This window comes from Halomonas sp. C10-5 (assembly GCF_057169305.1).
Genome location: NZ_CP175665.1, coordinates 2,326,156 through 2,343,074, shown reverse-complemented (window position 1 = coordinate 2,343,074; position 16,919 = coordinate 2,326,156). Strand labels below are relative to the sequence as shown.

The 16,919-nt window shown below is 67.2% G+C and carries 17 protein-coding genes and 1 tRNA gene; 9 read left to right on the top strand and 9 right to left on the bottom strand.

All coding sequences use genetic code 11. The features are described 5' to 3' along the window. Window positions 1-7: 7 nt before the first annotated feature. The 5 genes from putA to ACJ7IV_RS10895 form a co-directional block, all read right to left on the bottom strand. Window positions 8-3,199 (bottom strand): bifunctional proline dehydrogenase/L-glutamate gamma-semialdehyde dehydrogenase PutA, encoded by a 3,192-nt coding sequence (putA, locus tag ACJ7IV_RS10915; RefSeq protein WP_483864403.1) that lies wholly within the window; start codon window positions 3,197-3,199, stop codon window positions 8-10. Window positions 3,200-3,353: 154 nt separating this feature from the next. Continuing rightward, window positions 3,354-4,145, bottom strand: coding sequence for an AraC family transcriptional regulator (locus ACJ7IV_RS10910; RefSeq protein ID WP_483864402.1), 792 nt, complete (start codon window positions 4,143-4,145; stop codon window positions 3,354-3,356). 58 nt (window positions 4,146-4,203) lie between these two features. Next, on the bottom strand, window positions 4,204-4,578 hold the full coding sequence (locus ACJ7IV_RS10905) for a hypothetical protein (protein ID WP_483864401.1): 375 nt from the start codon (window positions 4,576-4,578) through the stop codon (window positions 4,204-4,206). A 61-nt stretch (window positions 4,579-4,639) separates the two neighbouring features. Next, a tRNA-Gly gene (locus tag ACJ7IV_RS10900) sits at window positions 4,640-4,713 on the bottom strand. Window positions 4,714-5,092: 379 nt separating this feature from the next. Then, complete coding sequence (locus tag ACJ7IV_RS10895) at window positions 5,093-5,500, bottom strand: CBS domain-containing protein (protein WP_483864400.1); 408 nt, start codon at window positions 5,498-5,500, stop codon at window positions 5,093-5,095. Window positions 5,501-5,662: 162 nt separating this feature from the next. On the opposite strand from ACJ7IV_RS10895, the gene ACJ7IV_RS10890 reads away from it, so the two are divergent. The 8 genes from ACJ7IV_RS10890 to ACJ7IV_RS10855 all read left to right on the top strand — a co-directional run bounded on the left by ACJ7IV_RS10890 (window position 5,663) and on the right by ACJ7IV_RS10855 (window position 12,365). Continuing rightward, window positions 5,663-6,172, top strand: coding sequence for a YqaE/Pmp3 family membrane protein (locus tag ACJ7IV_RS10890; RefSeq protein WP_483864399.1), 510 nt, complete (start codon window positions 5,663-5,665; stop codon window positions 6,170-6,172). Between the two features lie 76 nt (window positions 6,173-6,248). Then, the gene (locus ACJ7IV_RS10885; RefSeq protein ID WP_483864398.1) at window positions 6,249-7,118 is read left to right on the top strand and encodes a carboxylate/amino acid/amine transporter; all 870 of its coding nucleotides are present in this window, start codon (window positions 6,249-6,251) and stop codon (window positions 7,116-7,118) included. A gap of 65 nt (window positions 7,119-7,183) precedes the next feature. Next, a complete protein-coding gene (locus ACJ7IV_RS10880) occupies window positions 7,184-8,101 on the top strand; it encodes an NAD(+) kinase (protein WP_483864397.1) in 918 nt (305 codons plus the stop codon). A gap of 1 nt (window position 8,102) precedes the next feature. Continuing rightward, complete coding sequence (locus ACJ7IV_RS10875; RefSeq protein ID WP_483864396.1) at window positions 8,103-9,107, top strand: metallophosphoesterase; 1,005 nt, start codon at window positions 8,103-8,105, stop codon at window positions 9,105-9,107. A 177-nt stretch (window positions 9,108-9,284) separates the two neighbouring features. Beyond that, complete coding sequence (locus tag ACJ7IV_RS10870; protein WP_483864395.1) at window positions 9,285-10,139, top strand: rhomboid family intramembrane serine protease; 855 nt, start codon at window positions 9,285-9,287, stop codon at window positions 10,137-10,139. 43 nt (window positions 10,140-10,182) lie between these two features. Beyond that, window positions 10,183-10,467, top strand: a complete 285-nt coding sequence (locus ACJ7IV_RS10865; RefSeq protein WP_483864394.1) for a YeaC family protein — start codon at window positions 10,183-10,185, stop codon at window positions 10,465-10,467. Next, window positions 10,451-11,311, top strand: coding sequence for a DUF2797 domain-containing protein (locus ACJ7IV_RS10860; RefSeq protein WP_483864393.1), 861 nt, complete (start codon window positions 10,451-10,453; stop codon window positions 11,309-11,311). The genes ACJ7IV_RS10865 and ACJ7IV_RS10860 overlap by 17 nt, the downstream gene beginning before the upstream one ends. 55 nt (window positions 11,312-11,366) lie before the next feature. Next, the gene (locus ACJ7IV_RS10855) at window positions 11,367-12,365 is read left to right on the top strand and encodes a zinc-dependent alcohol dehydrogenase family protein (RefSeq protein ID WP_483864392.1); all 999 of its coding nucleotides are present in this window, start codon (window positions 11,367-11,369) and stop codon (window positions 12,363-12,365) included. 74 nt (window positions 12,366-12,439) lie between these two features. Here the strand turns inward: ACJ7IV_RS10855 and ACJ7IV_RS10850 are convergent, their stop codons facing one another. Then, window positions 12,440-12,829 carry a hypothetical protein gene (locus ACJ7IV_RS10850; protein ID WP_483864391.1) on the bottom strand — a complete coding sequence of 130 codons (390 nt, stop codon included), beginning with the start codon at window positions 12,827-12,829 and terminating at the stop codon, window positions 12,440-12,442. Between the two features lie 183 nt (window positions 12,830-13,012). Between ACJ7IV_RS10850 and ACJ7IV_RS10845 the strand changes: the two genes are divergently transcribed. Beyond that, the gene (locus tag ACJ7IV_RS10845) at window positions 13,013-14,338 is read left to right on the top strand and encodes an IS200/IS605 family accessory protein TnpB-related protein (protein WP_483864390.1); all 1,326 of its coding nucleotides are present in this window, start codon (window positions 13,013-13,015) and stop codon (window positions 14,336-14,338) included. Here ACJ7IV_RS10845 and ACJ7IV_RS10840 read toward each other — a convergent pair. The 3 genes from ACJ7IV_RS10840 to gabT all read right to left on the bottom strand — a co-directional run bounded on the left by ACJ7IV_RS10840 (window position 14,323) and on the right by gabT (window position 16,891). Further along, the gene (locus ACJ7IV_RS10840) at window positions 14,323-14,520 is read right to left on the bottom strand and encodes a twin-arginine translocation signal domain-containing protein (RefSeq protein WP_483864389.1); all 198 of its coding nucleotides are present in this window, start codon (window positions 14,518-14,520) and stop codon (window positions 14,323-14,325) included. The genes ACJ7IV_RS10845 and ACJ7IV_RS10840 overlap by 16 nt on opposite strands. Before the next feature lie 348 nt (window positions 14,521-14,868). Beyond that, a complete protein-coding gene (locus tag ACJ7IV_RS10835; RefSeq protein ID WP_483864388.1) occupies window positions 14,869-15,465 on the bottom strand; it encodes a hypothetical protein in 597 nt (198 codons plus the stop codon). A 133-nt stretch (window positions 15,466-15,598) separates the two neighbouring features. Beyond that, entirely contained in the window at window positions 15,599-16,891 is a 1,293-nt protein-coding gene (gene gabT, locus ACJ7IV_RS10830; protein WP_483864387.1) for a 4-aminobutyrate--2-oxoglutarate transaminase, read from the bottom strand. Window positions 16,892-16,919: the final 28 nt, after the last annotated feature.

The following is a 16,919-nucleotide window of genomic DNA, read 5'->3' as shown; positions in this document are numbered from 1 at the left end:
GTGTGGTTCACTCGTCTCCCAGCGCAAGCAGTGATGCGTTACCGCCCAGGGCAGCGGTGTTCACGGTCACTGTCTTCTCGGTGGCGAATCGCAGCAGGTAATGCGGCCCGCCGGCCTTGGGTCCGGTGCCGGAGAGGCCCTGGCCGCCGAAGGGCTGCACGCCGACGACGGCACCGATGATATTGCGGTTGATATAGACGTTGCCAACGCGAATCTTCCGCGCAATCTCCTCGGCGAAGGATTCGTTGCGGCTATGCACGCCGAAGGTCAGGCCGTAGCCGCGACCGTTGATCGACTCGATCACCCGCTCCAGTTCGCTCGCCTTGTAGCGCACGATATGCAGGACAGGTCCGAACTGTTCCCGCTCCAGTGCCTCGATGCCGTCGATCTCGAAGGCCACCGGGGCGACGAAGGTGCCGTGCTCGGTCGCGGCCGGGTCGAGCGGGGTCTCGGCCAGCAGTCGGCCCTCGGCCTTGAGCCTCTCCACATGGGCCAGCAGCCCCTGGCGGGCGTCCTCGTCGATCACCGGGCCCACGTCGGTACCCAGGTCGCGGGGGTCGGCCACGCGCAGCTCCTTCATGGCGCCCTCGAGAATGCGGATCACCCGGTCGGCGACATCCTCCTGAAGGTAGAGCACACGCAGTGCCGAGCAGCGCTGGCCGGCGCTCTGGAAGGCCGACTGGATGACGTCCACCACCACCTGCTCGGGCAGTGCGGTGGAGTCGACGATCATGGCATTCATCCCGCCGGTCTCGGCGACCAGGATCGGCAGCGGGGCGTTCTCGCGGTTGGCCAGGGCGCGATTGATCACCTGGGCGGTGTCGGTGCCGCCGGTGAACACCACGCCGGTGATGCGGGGATCGCCGGTGAGCACGCTGCCCACGGTGGGGCCGTCGCCGGGCAGCAGCTGGACCACGTCGCGGGGCATGCCGGCCTCATGCAGCAGCTCCACTACCCGGTGGGCGACCAGCGAGGTCTGCTCCGCGGGCTTGGCCAGCACGGTGTTGCCGGCCACCGCGGCGGCGACCAGCTGGCCGCAGAAGATCGCCACCGGGAAGTTCCAGGGGCTGATGGCGGCGAACACCCCGCGGCCGCCCATCTCCAGCTGGTTGGATTCACCGGTGGGGCCGGGCAGCACGATGGGTTCGCCGAACAGCGTCTCGGCCTGCATGGCGTAGTAGCGACAGAAGTCCACCGCCTCGCGGATCTCGTCGACGCCGTCGGTGAGCAGCTTGCCGCCCTCCCGTGAGCAGAGCGTCATCAGCTCCGCCATATGGGTCTCCATCAGCTCGGCCAGGCGACGCAGGATGGCGGCGCGCTCGGCCACCGGGGTGGCGGACCAGCGCGGGAAGGCGTCCCAGGCGGCGTCGAGGGCCTTGCCGGCCTGTTCCGCGGTGGTCCACTGCACGCTGCCTACCACCTGTCGACGGTCGTAGGGCGAGGTCACCCGGTGCACCTGTGCGGCGTCCTCCGGGACCTCGAAGGCCAGCAGTGGCTTGACGTGGTGCTCCCTGTCCATGCAGGCGGCCATGGCGTCCATCAGCGGCTGGTAGTGGCTGCGCACATTGAGATTGACGCCGCGGGAGTTACGGCGTCTGTCGCCGTAGATAGCGGTCGGCAGCGGAATGCGCGGGTTGGCGTAGCAGGCATGCTGGCGCAGGGTATCGGCGGGGTGCTCGCAGAGTGACTCCACCGGGACCCTGGGGTCCACCAGCTGGTGGACGAAGGAGGAGTTGGCCCCGTTCTCCAGCAGGCGACGCACCAGGTAGGGCAGCAGGTCCTTGTGGGCGCCTACCGGCGCGTAGATGCGACAGTAGGTGCCCTCGGGGGCGCGCGTGAGGGCGGCGTCGTAGAGCGCCTCGCCCATGCCGTGCAGGCGCTGGAACTCGAAGGGGCGGGTGGCCTCGTTGGCCTGCTCGAGGATGGCGCAGATGGTGTGGGCGTTATGGGTGGCGAACTGCGGGAAGATGCGCCCGCGGGTCTCGTCGGAGAGCAGGAAGCGGGCGCACACCAGGTAGGCAACATCGGTGGCCGCCTTGCGGGTGAATACCGGGTAGCCCTCGACCCCGAGCTGCTGGGACTCCTTGATCTCGGTGTCCCAGTAGGCGCCCTTGACCAGGCGCAGCGGGATCTCGTCGCCCTGGGCCTCGGCCAGGCGATTGAGGTAGTGCAGCACCGGCAGGGCACGCTTGGCGTAGGCCTGGACCACCAGGCCGAAGTGGCCCCAGCCCCTGACCGTGTCGCTCTCGTAGACGGCGCGGAACACCTCCAGAGAGATCTCCAGGCGGTCGACCTCCTCGGCGTCGATGGTCAGCGCCACATCGCGCTCCCGGGCCATGGCAGCCAGCTTGCGGACGCTCCCCACCAGCTCCTCTAGGACCTGCTCGCGGCGCCCGAACTCGTAGCGCGGGTGCAGGGCCGAGAGCTTGATGGAGACCGAGGGCGAAGGCGTCTTCGCCGACAGTGTCTTGCTGGTCCTGCCGACCCGCTCGATGGCACGCGCGTAGTCGTCGAAGTAGCTGGCGGCGTCATCGCGGGTGCGGGCGGCCTCGCCGAGCATGTCGTAGGAGTAGGTGTAGCCCTTGTCGAACAGCGGCTGGGAGCGCTTGAGCGCCTCGTCGATATCGCGGCCCAGCACGAACTGCTTGCCCATCACCTTCATCGCCTCACGCATGGCGCGGCGGATCACCGGCTCGCCCATGCGGTTGACCAGACGGTTGATGAAGCTGGCCGGCTGGCCATCTCTGGGCTGGTCGAGGTTGATCACCCGGCCGGTCATCAGCAGGCCCCAGGTGGAGGCGTTGACGAACCAGGAATCGCTTTGCCCCAGGTGTGACTTCCAGTCGGCCGGTCCCAGCTTGTCCTCGATCAGTGCATCGGCGGTGGCCTTGTCGGGAATCCGCAGCATCGCCTCGGCGAGGCACATCAGCATCAGCCCCTCGTGGGTGTCGAGGCTGTACTGCTGGAGCAGCTCATCGATGGAATCCACCGCGGTGTCCATCTCGCGCACCTCGCGGACCAGCTCGGCGGTCCTGTCGGCGATGCGCCGCGCCTGGCTGACATCGGCACTCAGTACCCGGACGAGCTCACCGACGAAGGCCTCCTCGTCGACGACATAGTGTTCGCTGATCCGTGCGAAGAGAGTGTCCAGATCCTGCCGCCAGGTGGCGGCATCCAACATGGTGGTGGCTTCGAGCATGGGGTCTCCGGTCGCATCGTCGTCTGACAGGGTTCAGACTCTAGGCCGCTCCCGGCGATGCTGCTTGTGGATTCCGCGGGTCTTGTTGCGAGAACCGCGGGAGTTGTCCGATAATGACCGTATTTATTAGACTTTCGTCGCAATTCGTGCTGGGTCAGTCCAAGGCACCGGCAAGCTGGCGTGACGACAGGCTGGAGCGGCGGCGCAGCCGGCCGGGGGGCTGGCCATAGGCTTCGCGACAGGCGTGGGAGAGGGCGCTCTGGTTGCTGAAACCGGCCAGGGCGGCGACTTCGGCCAGCGGCAGATGGCTCTCGTCGAGCAGCCGGCGCGCGGTCTCCAGGCGTCGGCGACGCACGTATTGCCAGGGGGTGAGCCCGGTCTGGCGGCGGAAGCAGTGGCGGAAGTGGGCCTCGCTGAGGCAGGCCTCCCGGGCCAGGTCGGCGACACTGAGGCGATTGGCCAGGTGCGCCTCGATGAAACGATCCAGGCGTGCCAGATCGAGCCTGGCGGGAGCCGCCGGCTCGTCCCGCGCCAGGCGGCCGTGCAGGCAGCCCAGCAGGGTGGCGGCGAGACGATCGCTCTGCTGGGCGTCGTGTGGCGAGTGTTCGAGTTCCAGCAGCAGGAACTCCAGATAGCGCTTGAGCGGGTCGTCCAGCGTGAAGAAGCGCGGCGCATCGAAGAGGCGGCTGAGCTCACCCTGGGGGCCGGTGAGGGCGGCCGAGCGGGCCGGCAGGTCGAGGATCAGTTGGCGGTTGTCACCGGTGCCGGCGTAGTAGTGCTCATGGTTGGCCGGCACGATGCAGCCGGAAAGCGCCGAGATGGCGCCACCCAGACCCTCTATCTCGAACTCCGCGCGGCCGCGCAGGCCGATTACCACCTGATGGTAGTCGTGGGCATGGTGGAGAGTGGCAGTATCGAGGGGGATCTGGCGGATCACGCTGGGCATGGCGGCCTCCCTCAGGCTGGCGGGCGAAGTGACATCTTACCCCTTGCGGCAGGATGTCTCATTCCACGCTGCGTTGACGCTCACGCAGGGCCTGGCGGCTCGCCAGGTGGGCGCGTAGCGCCTCGAGCTCGCCATGTCCCGTCTCGTCAAGCAGCGGCTTGCCGCGAGCGGCGCGACCATGATTGCCGTGCTCGTCCATCAGGCGCTGGGCACGTCGGCGCACGCCATCCAGATAGTCGTCGTGACGGATCGGATAGCCCATGATGGCATTCCATTCGCTCTCGTTGACGCGGCCTTCCAGGGCCTGGTCGAAGAGCGTCAGCAGTTGCTCGGGGTCGGTACGAAAGCGGGGTGTCCCGGAGAGCAGCAGGATGCCGACCATGCTGGCGAAGATCAGCAGGCAGACGGCGAAGACGAGCAGGAAGAGGGCCACGGCGAGCTCCATCGTGACCCCGGTATCGGGGACGGGAGGGCCACGGAGGGCGGTAAGAAACTGGAGCGGGTGAAGGGAATCGAACCCTCGTCTTAAGCTTGGGAAGCTTCTGCTCTACCATTGAGCTACACCCGCGATACCGAATCGATAGTAAAACCAACCGCTTAGCCATGCAAGCCCGAGCCGGTGGTTTTTCCGGGGCTGTCAGCGTGGCGGCGCCAAGCGGCTGTTTTACCAAGGGCTATTCCCGGCGGGACAAGAAAAATTCGGTTGTGTCGCGAACTTTTTCTCCAGCCGCTGTCTGATCCTGTACAGCCAGTCGCGATAGCAGTCGCTAACACTGTTGCCCCACTGGCAGTTTCGATCGCATCTTGGCCGCCTCCTTCGAGGCGGCCTTCTTTTTGGTCATCGCACTTTGCCGGGAGACGAGTCAGGGGCCGGGCGGCTGGCGCCAACGCGCTCGCCCCGTCTAGGACGGGGCGAGCGCGTGGGGGAGGGGCGAGGTCGTCGCCGCTCAGCGGTGGCGCATGCGCAGGATGGCGTTGAGCACGTCGCGGCGGGTCACGATGCCCACCAGGCGGTTCTGCTCCACGACCGGGTAGACCTTGGGCTTGTTGCCGAGCATCTCCTGGGCCAGGTCGGTGATGCTCTTGGTGGGTGACACCGAAAGCACCTCGTGGCGCATCAGGTCGCTGACCAGCGGTGGTTCGTCGTTGAGGTAGGCGCTCTCCAGCACCTTGCCCATCACGTCCTGCTCGGAGATGAAGCCGATCAGGTGGTCATGGTCGTCGACCACCGGCACGCCGGGTAGCCGGTGCAGCGAGAGGCCTTCGGCCAGCGTCGAGACCGAGGTCTTGCCGGTGACCCGGTAGCAGTCGCGGGACATTATCTCACGTACTATGGTTGGGGCCTTGCTGGGCATGGCGGGTCTCCTTGTGCCGGTTTGCCCCTAGCATAGCCGACCATGACGGCTTGTTCGCCTCGCAGCGTCGAGTGACCTTCAACGCTCGTGGTGGTCTCTGGAACCCGTTGCGGCCTGACCCCCTCCAAGTTCTTACCATTCCCCATCGTGCGGAGAGCGCCCATGGATGCACGCGAATACCTCGCCAGGCAGGGAATCGACGGCGAACGCGACCGCGAGCGACCCAATACCCTGGAGGAGAAGGCCTGGGCCCGTGCCCGGGAGGCCGGCGATCACCGCCCCCGGGCCGGCACGCCCCACGACTGGGAAGAGTGGGAGCGCTACCACGACGATCTGGCCGAGGGTGCCGAGTCGATCACCCAGAAGATCGACCACGAGGCCCATCGCCGGGCTCTGGAGCACGAGAGGGCCGTCCGCGCTGATGCCGCCGTCGGCATCGTTAGCCCGAGGGGGGAGAGTGACAGGCGCTCCACTCCCGCGGTGTCGGGCACCGTTCACGAGGAGCCGCCAAGGCTGCGTCTGGCACTCAAGGTGCTGGCGTTCCTGCTGCCACCCTTGGCCTTGGGCCTGGCCGGAGAGTCGGCGCGCCGGGTGCTGGTCGCCGTGGCATTGACCCTACTGGGCTGGGTGCCCGGGGTGGTGTACGCCTGGCGCTGCCTCGCTGACTCCTGACCGGCCCCGGCGGCTTGGCAGTGGTATGCCGCCCCGTGTAAGCTTGGTAAACCTTACTTTGTAACGAGGTTTACTGATGGGCTTCCTGGTTGGCGTTACCGTCCTCTGGGCGTTCTCCTTCTCGCTGATCGGCGTCTACCTGGCCGGCCAGGTGGATAGCTACTTTGCGGTGCTGATGCGCGTCGGGCTGGCGTCGCTGGTCTTCCTGCCCTTCCTGCGCCCACGACTGTTGAGAGGACGGCAGCGCTGGCTGCTGATGGGGCTGGGGGCGATTCAACTGGGCGTGATGTACCTGTTCTTCTACCAGTCATTCCTGCTGCTGTCGGTGCCGGAGGTGCTGCTGTTCACCATCTTCACGCCGATCTATATCACCCTGCTCGACGATGCGCTGTTCGGTCGCTTCACCCCCTTCTACCTGGCGACCGCGGCGCTGGCGGTGCTGGGTGCCGCGGTGATCCGCTACGCCGATGTGGACAGCGGCTTCTGGCTGGGCTTCCTGGTGGTGCAGGGGGCCAACCTCTGTTTCGCCCTAGGGCAGGTGGGCTACCGGCGGCTGTCGGCCGAGCTTCCCGACTCGCTGCCGCGCCACAGCGTGTTCGCCTGGTTCTACCTCGGGGCCCTGATGGTGGCGGTGCCGGCCTTCGCCCTGCTCGGCAACGCCGCCGCGCTGCCGACCACCGGCGTGCAGTGGGGGGTGCTGCTGTGGCTGGGCCTGGTGGCCTCGGGTCTCGGCTACTTCCTGTGGAACCTGGGCGCCGTGCGGGTGGATGCCGGCGCGCTGGCGATCATGAACAATGCGCTGATTCCGGCCGGGCTGCTGGTCAACCTGGTGATCTGGAACCGCGATGCCGACCTCGCCCGGCTGGGGCTGGGCGGGGCCATCATCCTGGCGGCCCTGCTGCTCAACGAGTGGTGGGTGCGCCGGCGCTCGGCGGAAGCGGCCTGAGGTCGGGTTTGCCCGGGGCCGGGTCGCTCGCCATAATGAGCCGCTGCGATGCGAGAGGCTCCCGAATGCCATCCCAACAGAGAACACCGGTGGGGCGCGAGACGCCACCCTTCCGCAACATCGGCCTGATCGGCCGCCTGGGCAGCGCCAAGGTGGTCGAGACCCTCAAGCGGCTGATGCGCTTCCTCGACGAGCGCGGCCTGCATGTGATCGTCGAGGATCGCACCGCCACGGTGCTGCTCGACCATGGCCATCCCGAGGCCAGTCGACGCATGCTCGGCGAACTGTGTGACCTGGTGATCGTGGTCGGCGGTGACGGCAGCCTGCTGGGAGCGGCGCGTACCCTCTGCCATAGCGGCACCCTGGTGCTGGGGGTCAACCGCGGCCGACTGGGGTTCTTGACCGATATCTCTCCCGACGAGCTGGAGGCGCGGGTCGGTGAGGTGCTCGATGGGCACTATGAGGTGGAGGAGCGCTTCCTGCTCGATGCCGAGCTCTACCGCGGTGATACCCTGATGGGCAGCGGCGATGCCCTCAACGAGGTGGTGCTGCACCCCGGCAAGGCGGTGCGCATGATCGAGTTCGAGCTGTTCCTCGACGGCCAGTTCGTCTACAGCCAGCGCAGCGACGGTCTGATCATCGCCACTCCTACCGGCTCGACGGCCTATTCGCTCTCCGGCGGTGGGCCGATCATGCATCCCCGGCTGGATGTGTTGACCCTGGTGCCGATGTTTCCGCACACCCTGTCGAGTCGTCCCATCGTGGTGGACTCTTCCAGCGAGATCCGCATCCATATCGGCGAGACCAATCAGACCTACCCGCATATCAGCTGCGACGGCCAGACCCGGGCGGTAGCCAAGCCCGACGATGTCCTGGTGATTCGCCGCAAGCCCCAGACGGTGCACCTGGTGCATCCCGTGGGGCACAACTTCTACGAGGTCCTGCGCAGCAAGCTGGGCTGGAGCCACCGCCTGGGAGATTGACGTGAACAAGCGGGCGAGGCTTGAAGGCTATGACCTGATCGGCGACGTGCATGGCTGCGGCGCCACCCTGGCCGCGTTGCTGGAGAAGCTGGGCTACCACCAGCGCGGCGGGGTCTACCGCCACCCGCGGCGCAGGGTAATCTTCCTCGGCGACCTGGTCGACAGGGGGCCGCGTATCCGGCTGGCGGTGCAGATCGCCCGGCGCATGGTGGAGGAGGGCGAGGCGCACATCGTGATGGGCAATCACGAGTACAATGCCCTGACCTACTGCCAGCGTGCTCCTTCCGGATTGGGACGCGACTGGCTGCGCGAGCATACCCCGCGCAACAACCGCATCATTCGCGAGACTCTCGAGCAGTATCAGGACCATCCCCAGGAGTGGGACGATGTCCTGGCCTGGTTCCTGGAGATCCCGCTGTGCCTGGAGCTCGATGGCCTGCGCGTGGTGCACGCCTGCTGGGACCAGCCGCTGGTCGACGAGCTCTACCGGCGGCGTCCCGATGGCCGCATGGATGAGGCCTTCCTGGTCGAGTCCACGGCGCCCGGTACCCGGGCCTTTCGTATCCTCGATCGCCTGACGCGTGGCACCCAGATCCCCCTGCCGCTGGGCGTGGACATCCACTCCGGAGATGGCTTCACCCGGCGCAGCTTCCGCGCCCACTTCTGGGCACGGGCGCCCGAGACCTGGGGCGATGTGGTGTTCCAGCCCGACAACCTGCCGGGGGACCTCGAACAGCGTCCCTTGACGGCGGAGGAGCGAGCTCGCCTGAGCCATTATGGTCTCGACGAGCCGCCGCTGTTCATCGGGCACTACTGGTGCGAGGGCATTCCCGCGCTGCCGGCTCCCAATATCGCCTGCCTGGACTACAGCGCGGTCAAGTTCGGCCGCCTGGTGGCCTATCGCTGGAGCGGCGAGTCGCGCCTGGATGCCGACCACTTCGTGTGGCTGGGCGTGCCCCGGGAAGAGCAGGTGCGTCCCCAGCCGTGGGAGATCGATCTGGATTGATACAAACTGTTACAAAATTCCGGAGTCGAGGGCTGAACTCCCGACCCGATCCGCCATCTGAGTAGGTGTTCCCTTGAATGATCCCTTGCTCTTGTCCGGCGGCCCCCTCCGCCGGATTTTTTATGCGTGTCCGTCCAGCGCTTGTTGCCGAAACTTCCCGCCGCTCGAGGTAATGCCATGTACCGCGTGATGCTGCTGCCCGCCGATGCCGACACCCGAGAGCTGCGCCGCGCCCTGTGGGCGGCGCGCATCGGCCATCGCATCACCGAGGAAGCGGAGGGGCAGCTGCTGTGGCTGGCCGACCCGGCCCAGCACGAGGCGCTACTGGAGGTGGTGGGACGCTGGCAGCGCGGCGAGCCGCTGCCGGTCGAGACGCCGCCGCTGCGTCCCGGCAATGCCGACTCGCTGCGATCGGTGCTGCGTCAGGTACCGCTCACCGCGACGACCCTGGGCCTGTGCCTGCTGGTGTTTGCCGCCATGGCAGTGTTCGGTGACCTGGTGATCGCGGGGCTTGCCATCGTGCCCCTGGGGATCAGCCCGGCCGGCACCCTGTCGGTGGGCAGCCTGACGGAGGCGCTGGCATCGGGCCAGGTGTGGCGGCTGCTGTCGCCGGCCTTCCTGCATTTCGGCTGGATGCACCTGATCTTCAACATGCTCTGGCTGTGGTATTTCGGCCGCCAGGTGGAGGCGCTGCAGGGCAGCCTGCGCATGCTAACGATCCTGCTTGCCGCCGGGATCGGTGCCAACCTGGCCCAGTACGCCGCCGGCACCGCGCTGTTCGGCGGCATGTCGGGCGTGGACTTCGCGCTGCTCGGCTATGTCTGGCTGATGTCGCGGCGTGCGCCGGGCAGCGGCTTCTTCGTGCCCCAGATGCTGGTGGTCTTCATGCTCGGCTGGATGCTCTTTACCATGACCGACATGGCCGGAGCGGTGGGCTTTGGCAACGTGGCCAACGAGGCGCACCTGGGCGGCCTGGTCGTGGGCCTGGCCCTGGGCTGGTACTATTCCGGGCGGGCACGCCGGCAGCGCTGATCTCGCCGTCACCGCATTGCGTATGTACACAGAGAGACTTTCCATGAGCGATATGACCTTCGAGCGCATGATCCAGCAGATGACCCCGGCCATCTACGCGAGCCTCAAGCAGGCAGTGTCCCTGCGCAAGTGGCCGGACGGCCGGATGCTGACCCGCGAGCAGACCGAGCTGTGCCTCGAGGCGGTGATGCGTTACGAGGTGGAGAACAATGTGCCCGAGAGCGACCGAGTAGGCTACCTCGAACGGCGCACCTGCGGCGGCGCCAGCAGTGGGGCGAATGTCGATCCCGCGCTGGCCGGCCTGGCCAAGGATGCCGGCCGTGACTGAGACCATCGCCGCGGCCGCCGAGGTGACGGGCTGCCTGACCAAGATGGCGATCGTCCCGGGGCAGGGCGGCGAGCCCGCCCGCTATACCCTGCGCGCTGGCGAGCAGCGCCTCGACCTCAACGAACGCCTTGGCAAGCCGCTCTCGCTTGCCTGGAGCGGTGCCATCGCCTGCACCCACTGCGGCCGCGCGACGAAGAAGAGTTTCGCCCAGGGCTACTGCTACCCCTGCTTCAAGCGCCTCGCCCAGTGCGATACCTGCATCGTCAAGCCGGAGACCTGCCACTTCTTCGAGGGCACCTGCCGGGAGCCGGAGTGGGCCGAGCGACACTGTTTCCAGCCGCATATCGTCTATCTGGCCAACGCCTCGGGCCTCAAGGTGGGGATTACCCGCGGCACCCAGGTGCCGACCCGCTGGCTCGACCAGGGCGCCATCCAGGCGCTGCCTGTCCTGGCCGTGGATACCCGTCAGCAGTCCGGCTTCGTGGAGATGCTGTTCAAGGAGGAGGTCTCCGACCGCACCAACTGGCGGGCCATGCTCAAGGGCGAGACCGCGGCGCTCGACCTGCCCGCCGAGCGGGATCGCCTGCTGGCGCGCCTCGAGGCCGGCCTCGCCAACCTGCGTGAACGCTTCGGTGCGGATGCCATCCGCGTGCTGGACGAGGCACCGGTGGCTCTCGACTATCCGGTGCTCGAGTATCCCACCAAGGTGGTCTCCCACAACCTCGACAAGAGCCCGGAGGTGTCCGGCACCCTGCTGGGCCTCAAGGGGCAGTACCTGATCCTCGATAGTGGTGTGATCAACCTGCGCAAGTACACCGGCTACGAGGTCAAGGTGGTCGCCTGACGCCTCGGCTATCCTGTCGGCTGAGCCCACGATGACAGCCGACAGGAGATTCCCGATGAGCGAGACCATGCGCGCCATGCGCCTGCATGCCCCCGACCAGCCGCTGGTGCTGGAAACCCTGCCACGCCCTCGACCGGGGGGCGGAGAGGTACAGCTGCGGGTGCTGGCCTGTGGCGTCTGCCGTACCGACCTGCACGTGGTGGATGGCGAGCTGACCGAACCGCGCCTGCCGCTGGTGCCCGGCCATGAGATCGTTGGCGAGGTCACCGCACTGGGGGAGGGGGTGAGCGGACCCTCGATCGGCCAGCGCGTCGGGGTGCCCTGGCTGGGCTGGACCTGCGGCGAGTGCGCCCCCTGCCGGCGCGGCGAGGAGAACCTCTGCGAGCGCGCCGAGTTCACCGGCTACACCCGCGATGGTGGCTACGCCGAGTATTGCGTGGCCGATGCACGCTACTGCTTTCCCGTGCACGACGACGATGCCCAGGCTTGCGCACCGCTGCTCTGCGCGGGGCTGATCGGTTACCGCACCTGGCGCCTGGCCGGTGGCGAGGCAACCCAACGGCTGGGCATCTACGGGTTCGGTGCCGCGGCGCACATCCTGGCACAGCTGGCCGTCGCCCGTGGCCAGCGCGTCTTCGCCTTTACCCGACCCGGTGATGCCGAGGCCCAGGCCTTCGCCCGACGCCTCGGCGCCGAGTGGGCCGGTGGCAGCGACGAGGCACCGCCAGAACCCCTCGACGCCGCCCTGCTGTTCGCCCCGGTGGGCGATCTGGTGCCCACCGCGCTCGCCCAGGTGCGTCCCGGTGGCGTGGTGGTCTCCGGTGGCATCCACATGTCCGATATCCCGAGTTTTCCCTACCGCCTGCTGTGGGAGGAGCGCAGCGTGAAGTCGGTGGCCAACCTGACCCGTCGCGACGGCGAGGAGTTCCTGGCCCTGGCCCCCGGGGTGCCGATTCGTACCGAGACTCGCGCCTATCCCCTGGCGCAGGCCAACCAGGCGCTTGACGACCTGCGCGAGGGGCGCCTCTCCGGGGCCGCCGTGCTGGTACCCTGAGCCGTTGTCGGCTTCCCTGCATAAACAGGCCCCTCGTGAGGGGCCTGTTTATGCATCGGCGGATGGGTGGCGCGTCAGCCGGAGTCGGCGACCGTCGGGTAGGGGTTATCCGGCATCAGCGTGCGCGGTAGCGCCGGACGGCGGGTATCCTCCTTGGGACCGTAGTACTCGGCCAGGTAGTCGAGGATGGTGTCCTCCGTCTCGGGCTGGAACTCCCACAGCTCCTGGGTCTCCTGCATCCAGCGGATCAGGTACTCCCAGTGGTTGCGAGTGCCGCTGTTCTGGGTCACCAGGTTGGCCGAGTGGCAGGCGGTGCAGTTGCTGCGCACCGTCTCCCACCCCTCGGCCATCACCAGGCCGGTATCGGGGTCGCTCTCAGGCGTCTCCTGTGCCATCCCTGCCAGCGGCAGGGTCAGCAGGGCCAGCCCCAGGGAGGTCGTAGCGAGCGTGTGTAACGGCGTCATGGGAACCTCCTAGGCCACCTGGACCGCGATGCGGTGGCAGGCGTTGTTGAGCCAGTCAGCCGTGCATCCTACGTATCGACGCGAAGCGTGATGCGCTAGTTAAGCGGCGAGCCTTGGCGAACGTCAAGGCAAATGCTGGATAAATATCAGGTAATGGCTTAGGCTTTTTCCATGACTCGAACCATGATTCGCACGGACAAGTGGCCACTACAAGCCACGACGCAGCAGCGACACCTGATGCGTTTGACGCTGGCGGAGTATCGCCAGTTCTGCCGTGCGTTGTCGGTGGTGGTCCTGGCCAACTGGCCGTCGCTGCAGCAGGCCCCCAGCTTTGCCGCTGCCGTGGAGCGGCTGATGCACCCGACCAAGAAGAACCCCTCGTCTCGCCACCACTACTTCGTGAAGCGTTTCTACAAGTTCCCGTCCTACCTGCGCCGAGCCGCCATCGAGTTCGTCAAGGGCCAGGTATCGAGCTACCTGACCCGCTATTGGGCCTGGCAGTCGGGAGATCGCCAGCGGAAAAATGCCCAGCCACCGCGCTTCAACCCCGTGGCCGGCTGCTATCCGGCGATGTATCGCGGGCAGCTGGTCAAGTTCAACGCCGACTTCACCACCGCCAGCCTGAAGCTGTGGGATGGCAAGGAGTGGCTGTGGCATAACGTGGCGATCAAGGCGGTACGTCAGCGCCATCTTCTCGGCACGGTGAAGTCGCCCACCCTGGTGCTCAATCGACGCTGCCACCTGGCGGTGCCGGTGGCGTTGGCGCCTCAATCCCTCCCTGACCAGCAGCGCGCATGCGCCGTGGACGTGGGGATCAATACGCTGGCCACGGCCAGCATCGTGACACCGGACGGCACTGTCGCAGCGCGTGGATTCTTCCACCCCGCCGCGGACATAGACCGTCGCGACAAGCGCGCCACGCTGATTCGCCGCAAGGCGCGCAAGACCGCCAGGCTCTCGAAAGGGTTCGGGCGGACATGGTATCGCAAGGCCCAGCACATCAACGAGGACATCGCCCAGCAGACCTCCCGTCGACTGGTCGACTTCGCACTGGCACAGGGAGCCGATGTGATCGTGCTGGAAGACCTGAAGGGCTGGCGCCCCAAAGCCGGCAAGAAGCGGTCGGGACTTCGCCAGCGCTTTCATCAGTGGCTGCATCGCTGGCTGGCCACGCTGATCGAGCAGAAAATGGCCGAGGCGGGTGGTCGGGTTGTCTACGTCTATGCCCGGGGCACGTCTTCCTGGGCTTTCGATGGCTCGGGTCGCGTCAAGCGGGACAAGGCACAGCACGAACTGGCTACCTTTCCGAACGGCAAGCAGTACAACGCCGACCTCAACGCCAGCTACAACATCGGTGCCCGCTATTGGGCTTGGAAACACAAGCTGACCCGCCGCAAGGACGGGCAGTTGTCAGCGGGCAGAAGCTCCCCTGGCAAACCGAGAACACCGGTCACGCTCTCAACGCTCTGGCGGCGAGAGCCTGAAGCCCCGCATCAATGCGTCGCATGATGCGTGGGAGTGTTCACGACGGTCAAGCCCTCCTTGCCCTCCAGGGTGAAGGGCTCCTCGCTCTGCGCCAGGGCTGCTGGGATCAGGCCACCAGGCATTTTGTCGGCAAAGGGAATCGAGCCGCCCACTGCGGCCGCCATGGCCAGCAGGCTCGAGCGCTTGAGGAAGCCGCGGCGGGTCACCGGGTCGACCTCGCGGTTCCACAGCAGGCGGTCCGCTGCCTCGGGGTTCTCGGCGTACAGCTCATGGAGGCCACGAGTCCTGGTTTCGGGGGGAGTTTTGTCATGGCACTGCTCCTGGCAGGACCGAACGCCAGCCTCCCGCTGGCGCCGGCCCCTTGTTGTGCTTGTGGTTTTGGTGCCTGAGTCGTCCCTTGCTCGGGTATTACGTTATTCCAGCCTAGCAGGATTGCGGCAAATTGCCGCTTGGGGTGCAGGGGGCACCCCGAGCATGCAGCGTGCTCGCGCCGGCGCCGCCCGCACGTATCGGTAGACCATGGGCGAGTCGGTGACAATCTGGCGGGTGCGGGCTCAGCCCGGCCTGGGCAGGATGCGTCGGTAGCGGTCGAGGCGTTCGTCGAGCCAGGCCCCGGTGAGGCGGGGAGGCGGTGTGGTGCCGGGCACGCGCAGGGTGAGCAGGAACCAGCCGCTGGTGCCGGATGACTCGGGAAGGGCGGCGGCGAGCCCGGTCGGCAGTCGCTGCGGACGCCGCCAGGCGAGCTCGAGGGCGTCGCGTTCCAGCAGGTACTGGAAACGCGCGGCGTCGCGCAGTATGGAGATGGCGCCTTCAGCGACACCTCGGGAGAGGCTCTCCAGGGTGCGGTAGGCAGGTGCGCCCGCGGCGCGGCAGGCGTGGGTGCCGGCCACATGGCAGCGTTCGCGGGCCTCTGGGGTCTCGGGCCAGCTGCCCCCGGCCAGACGCTTCGCGGTGGCAGGGTAGGCGAGGGCGACGGCAAGCGCCGGGGTGCCGTCGGCGAGGCGTGCCGTCTCGTCGACCACGGTGCCGTGGCGCAGCTGGTCGCGTAGCCAGCGGTAGTCGCTGGCCTGCTGCACGCTGGCGCGGGCCTCGTCGGCGGTGTGGCTGGCGCCCTGTAGGGAGCGCAGCAGGGAGAGGGTTCTGAGTATCACGCTATGGCCTCGCGGTGGACGCCGCTATCTTCCTGGCTGGCTGTTATCCATGCAAGTAGGGAGATGCTGAGCGTTCAAAACGAGCACCGCCCGGCACTTGGCCGGGCGGTGAGGTCAGGCGGGGTCGCCGGGATCAGGCGGTGGCGGGCTGGCCCACCAGCTCCTTGAGGGACTCCTCGACGATGGCCAGGCCCTCCTCGAGCACCTCGTCCTCGATGGTGACCGGCATCAGGAAGCGGATGGTGTTGCCGTAGAGGCCGCAGGAGAGCAGGACCAGCCCCTTCTCGCGGGCACGCTTGCACAGCGCCGCCGCCAGGTCGGCATTCGGGGTGTGCTTGGCCTTGTCGGAGACCAGGTCGATGGCCGCCATGGCGCCCATGTGGCGGCCGTTGTCGACGCAGTCGAACTGCTGCTGCCACTTCTCGAAGCGTTTGGCCAGCTTGTCACCGAGGGCCTGGCTCTTCTCGAGGATGTTCTCCTCCTTGAAGACGTCCAGCACCGCCAGCACGGCGGCACAGGAGACCGGGCTGCCAGTGTAGGTGCCGCCCAGGGAGTTGGCCCCGGAGGCGTCCATGTGCACGTCGGTGCCCACCACGGCGGAGATCGGCATGCCGTCGGCCATGCTCTTGGCCATGGTGATGATGTCCGGTTCGACACCGCTGTGCTCGATGGCGAACATCTTGCCGGTGCGACCGAAGCCGGACTGCACCTCGTCGATGATCATCAGCATGCCATGCTCGTCGCAGATCTCGCGGATCGCCTTGAGGAAGCTGGCCGGGGCAGGGTAGAAGCCGCCCTCGCCGAGCACCGGCTCGAGCACGATGGCCGCGGTGTCACGGGGGTTGGCGTCGGTCTTGAGCGCCATCTTCAGGCCGCGCAGGGCCTCATCCTCGCTGACCCCGTGGTAGGGCACCGGGTAGGGCGCGCGGAAGACGTTGCCCGGCATGCTGCCGAAGTCGGCGGCGTAGGGGGCGACCTTGCCGTTCATGGCCATGGTCATGAAGGTGCGGCCGTGGTAGCCGCCGTCGAAGCAGATCACGTTGTTCTTGCCGGTGGCGGCACGCGCGACCTTGACGGCGTTCTCCAGCGCCTCGGCGCCGGAGTTGGCCAGCATCACCTTGGCGTGGCCGCGCACTGGGGTGATCTTACTGAGCTGCTCGGCCACCTTCACGTAGCCCTCGTAGGGCATCACGGTCTGGCAGGTGTGCATCACCTTGTCGAGCTGGGCCTTGACGGCCTCGACCACCTTGGGGTGGCGATGGCCGATATTGAGCACGCCGATACCGCCGGCGAAGTCGATGATGCGGTTGCCGTCGGCATCCCAGATCAGGGCGTTCTCGGCGCGGTCGGCGAACTGGGTGGCGGGGCTGGCGGCGCCGTTGGCGACGTAGCGCTTCTTCAGGTCGTTGAGTTCAGCGTTGGTCATGTTGCCTCCTGGTGGTTGAGTGGCGGAC

Bases quoted from the DNA above. Each gene is read 5' to 3' on its own strand.
- ACJ7IV_RS10860 (WP_483864393.1), top strand. From the start codon at position 10,451: ATGCCGGCCGTGACTGAGACCATCGCCGCGGCCGCCGAGGTGACGGGC.
- ACJ7IV_RS10850 (WP_483864391.1), bottom strand. From the start codon at position 12,829: ATGACGCCGTTACACACGCTCGCTACGACCTCCCTGGGGCTGGCCCTG.
- putA (WP_483864403.1), bottom strand. From the start codon at position 3,199: ATGCTCGAAGCCACCACCATGTTGGATGCCGCCACCTGGCGGCAGGAT.
- ACJ7IV_RS10880 (WP_483864397.1), top strand. From the start codon at position 7,184: ATGCCATCCCAACAGAGAACACCGGTGGGGCGCGAGACGCCACCCTTC.
- ACJ7IV_RS10910 (WP_483864402.1), bottom strand. From the start codon at position 4,145: ATGCCCAGCGTGATCCGCCAGATCCCCCTCGATACTGCCACTCTCCAC.
- ACJ7IV_RS10865 (WP_483864394.1), top strand. From the start codon at position 10,183: ATGAGCGATATGACCTTCGAGCGCATGATCCAGCAGATGACCCCGGCC.
- ACJ7IV_RS10845 (WP_483864390.1), top strand. From the start codon at position 13,013: ATGATTCGCACGGACAAGTGGCCACTACAAGCCACGACGCAGCAGCGA.
- ACJ7IV_RS10870 (WP_483864395.1), top strand. From the start codon at position 9,285: ATGTACCGCGTGATGCTGCTGCCCGCCGATGCCGACACCCGAGAGCTG.
- ACJ7IV_RS10895 (WP_483864400.1), bottom strand. From the start codon at position 5,500: ATGCCCAGCAAGGCCCCAACCATAGTACGTGAGATAATGTCCCGCGAC.
- ACJ7IV_RS10885 (WP_483864398.1), top strand. From the start codon at position 6,249: ATGGGCTTCCTGGTTGGCGTTACCGTCCTCTGGGCGTTCTCCTTCTCG.
- gabT (WP_483864387.1), bottom strand. From the start codon at position 16,891: ATGACCAACGCTGAACTCAACGACCTGAAGAAGCGCTACGTCGCCAAC.
- ACJ7IV_RS10855 (WP_483864392.1), top strand. From the start codon at position 11,367: ATGAGCGAGACCATGCGCGCCATGCGCCTGCATGCCCCCGACCAGCCG.
- ACJ7IV_RS10890 (WP_483864399.1), top strand. From the start codon at position 5,663: ATGGATGCACGCGAATACCTCGCCAGGCAGGGAATCGACGGCGAACGC.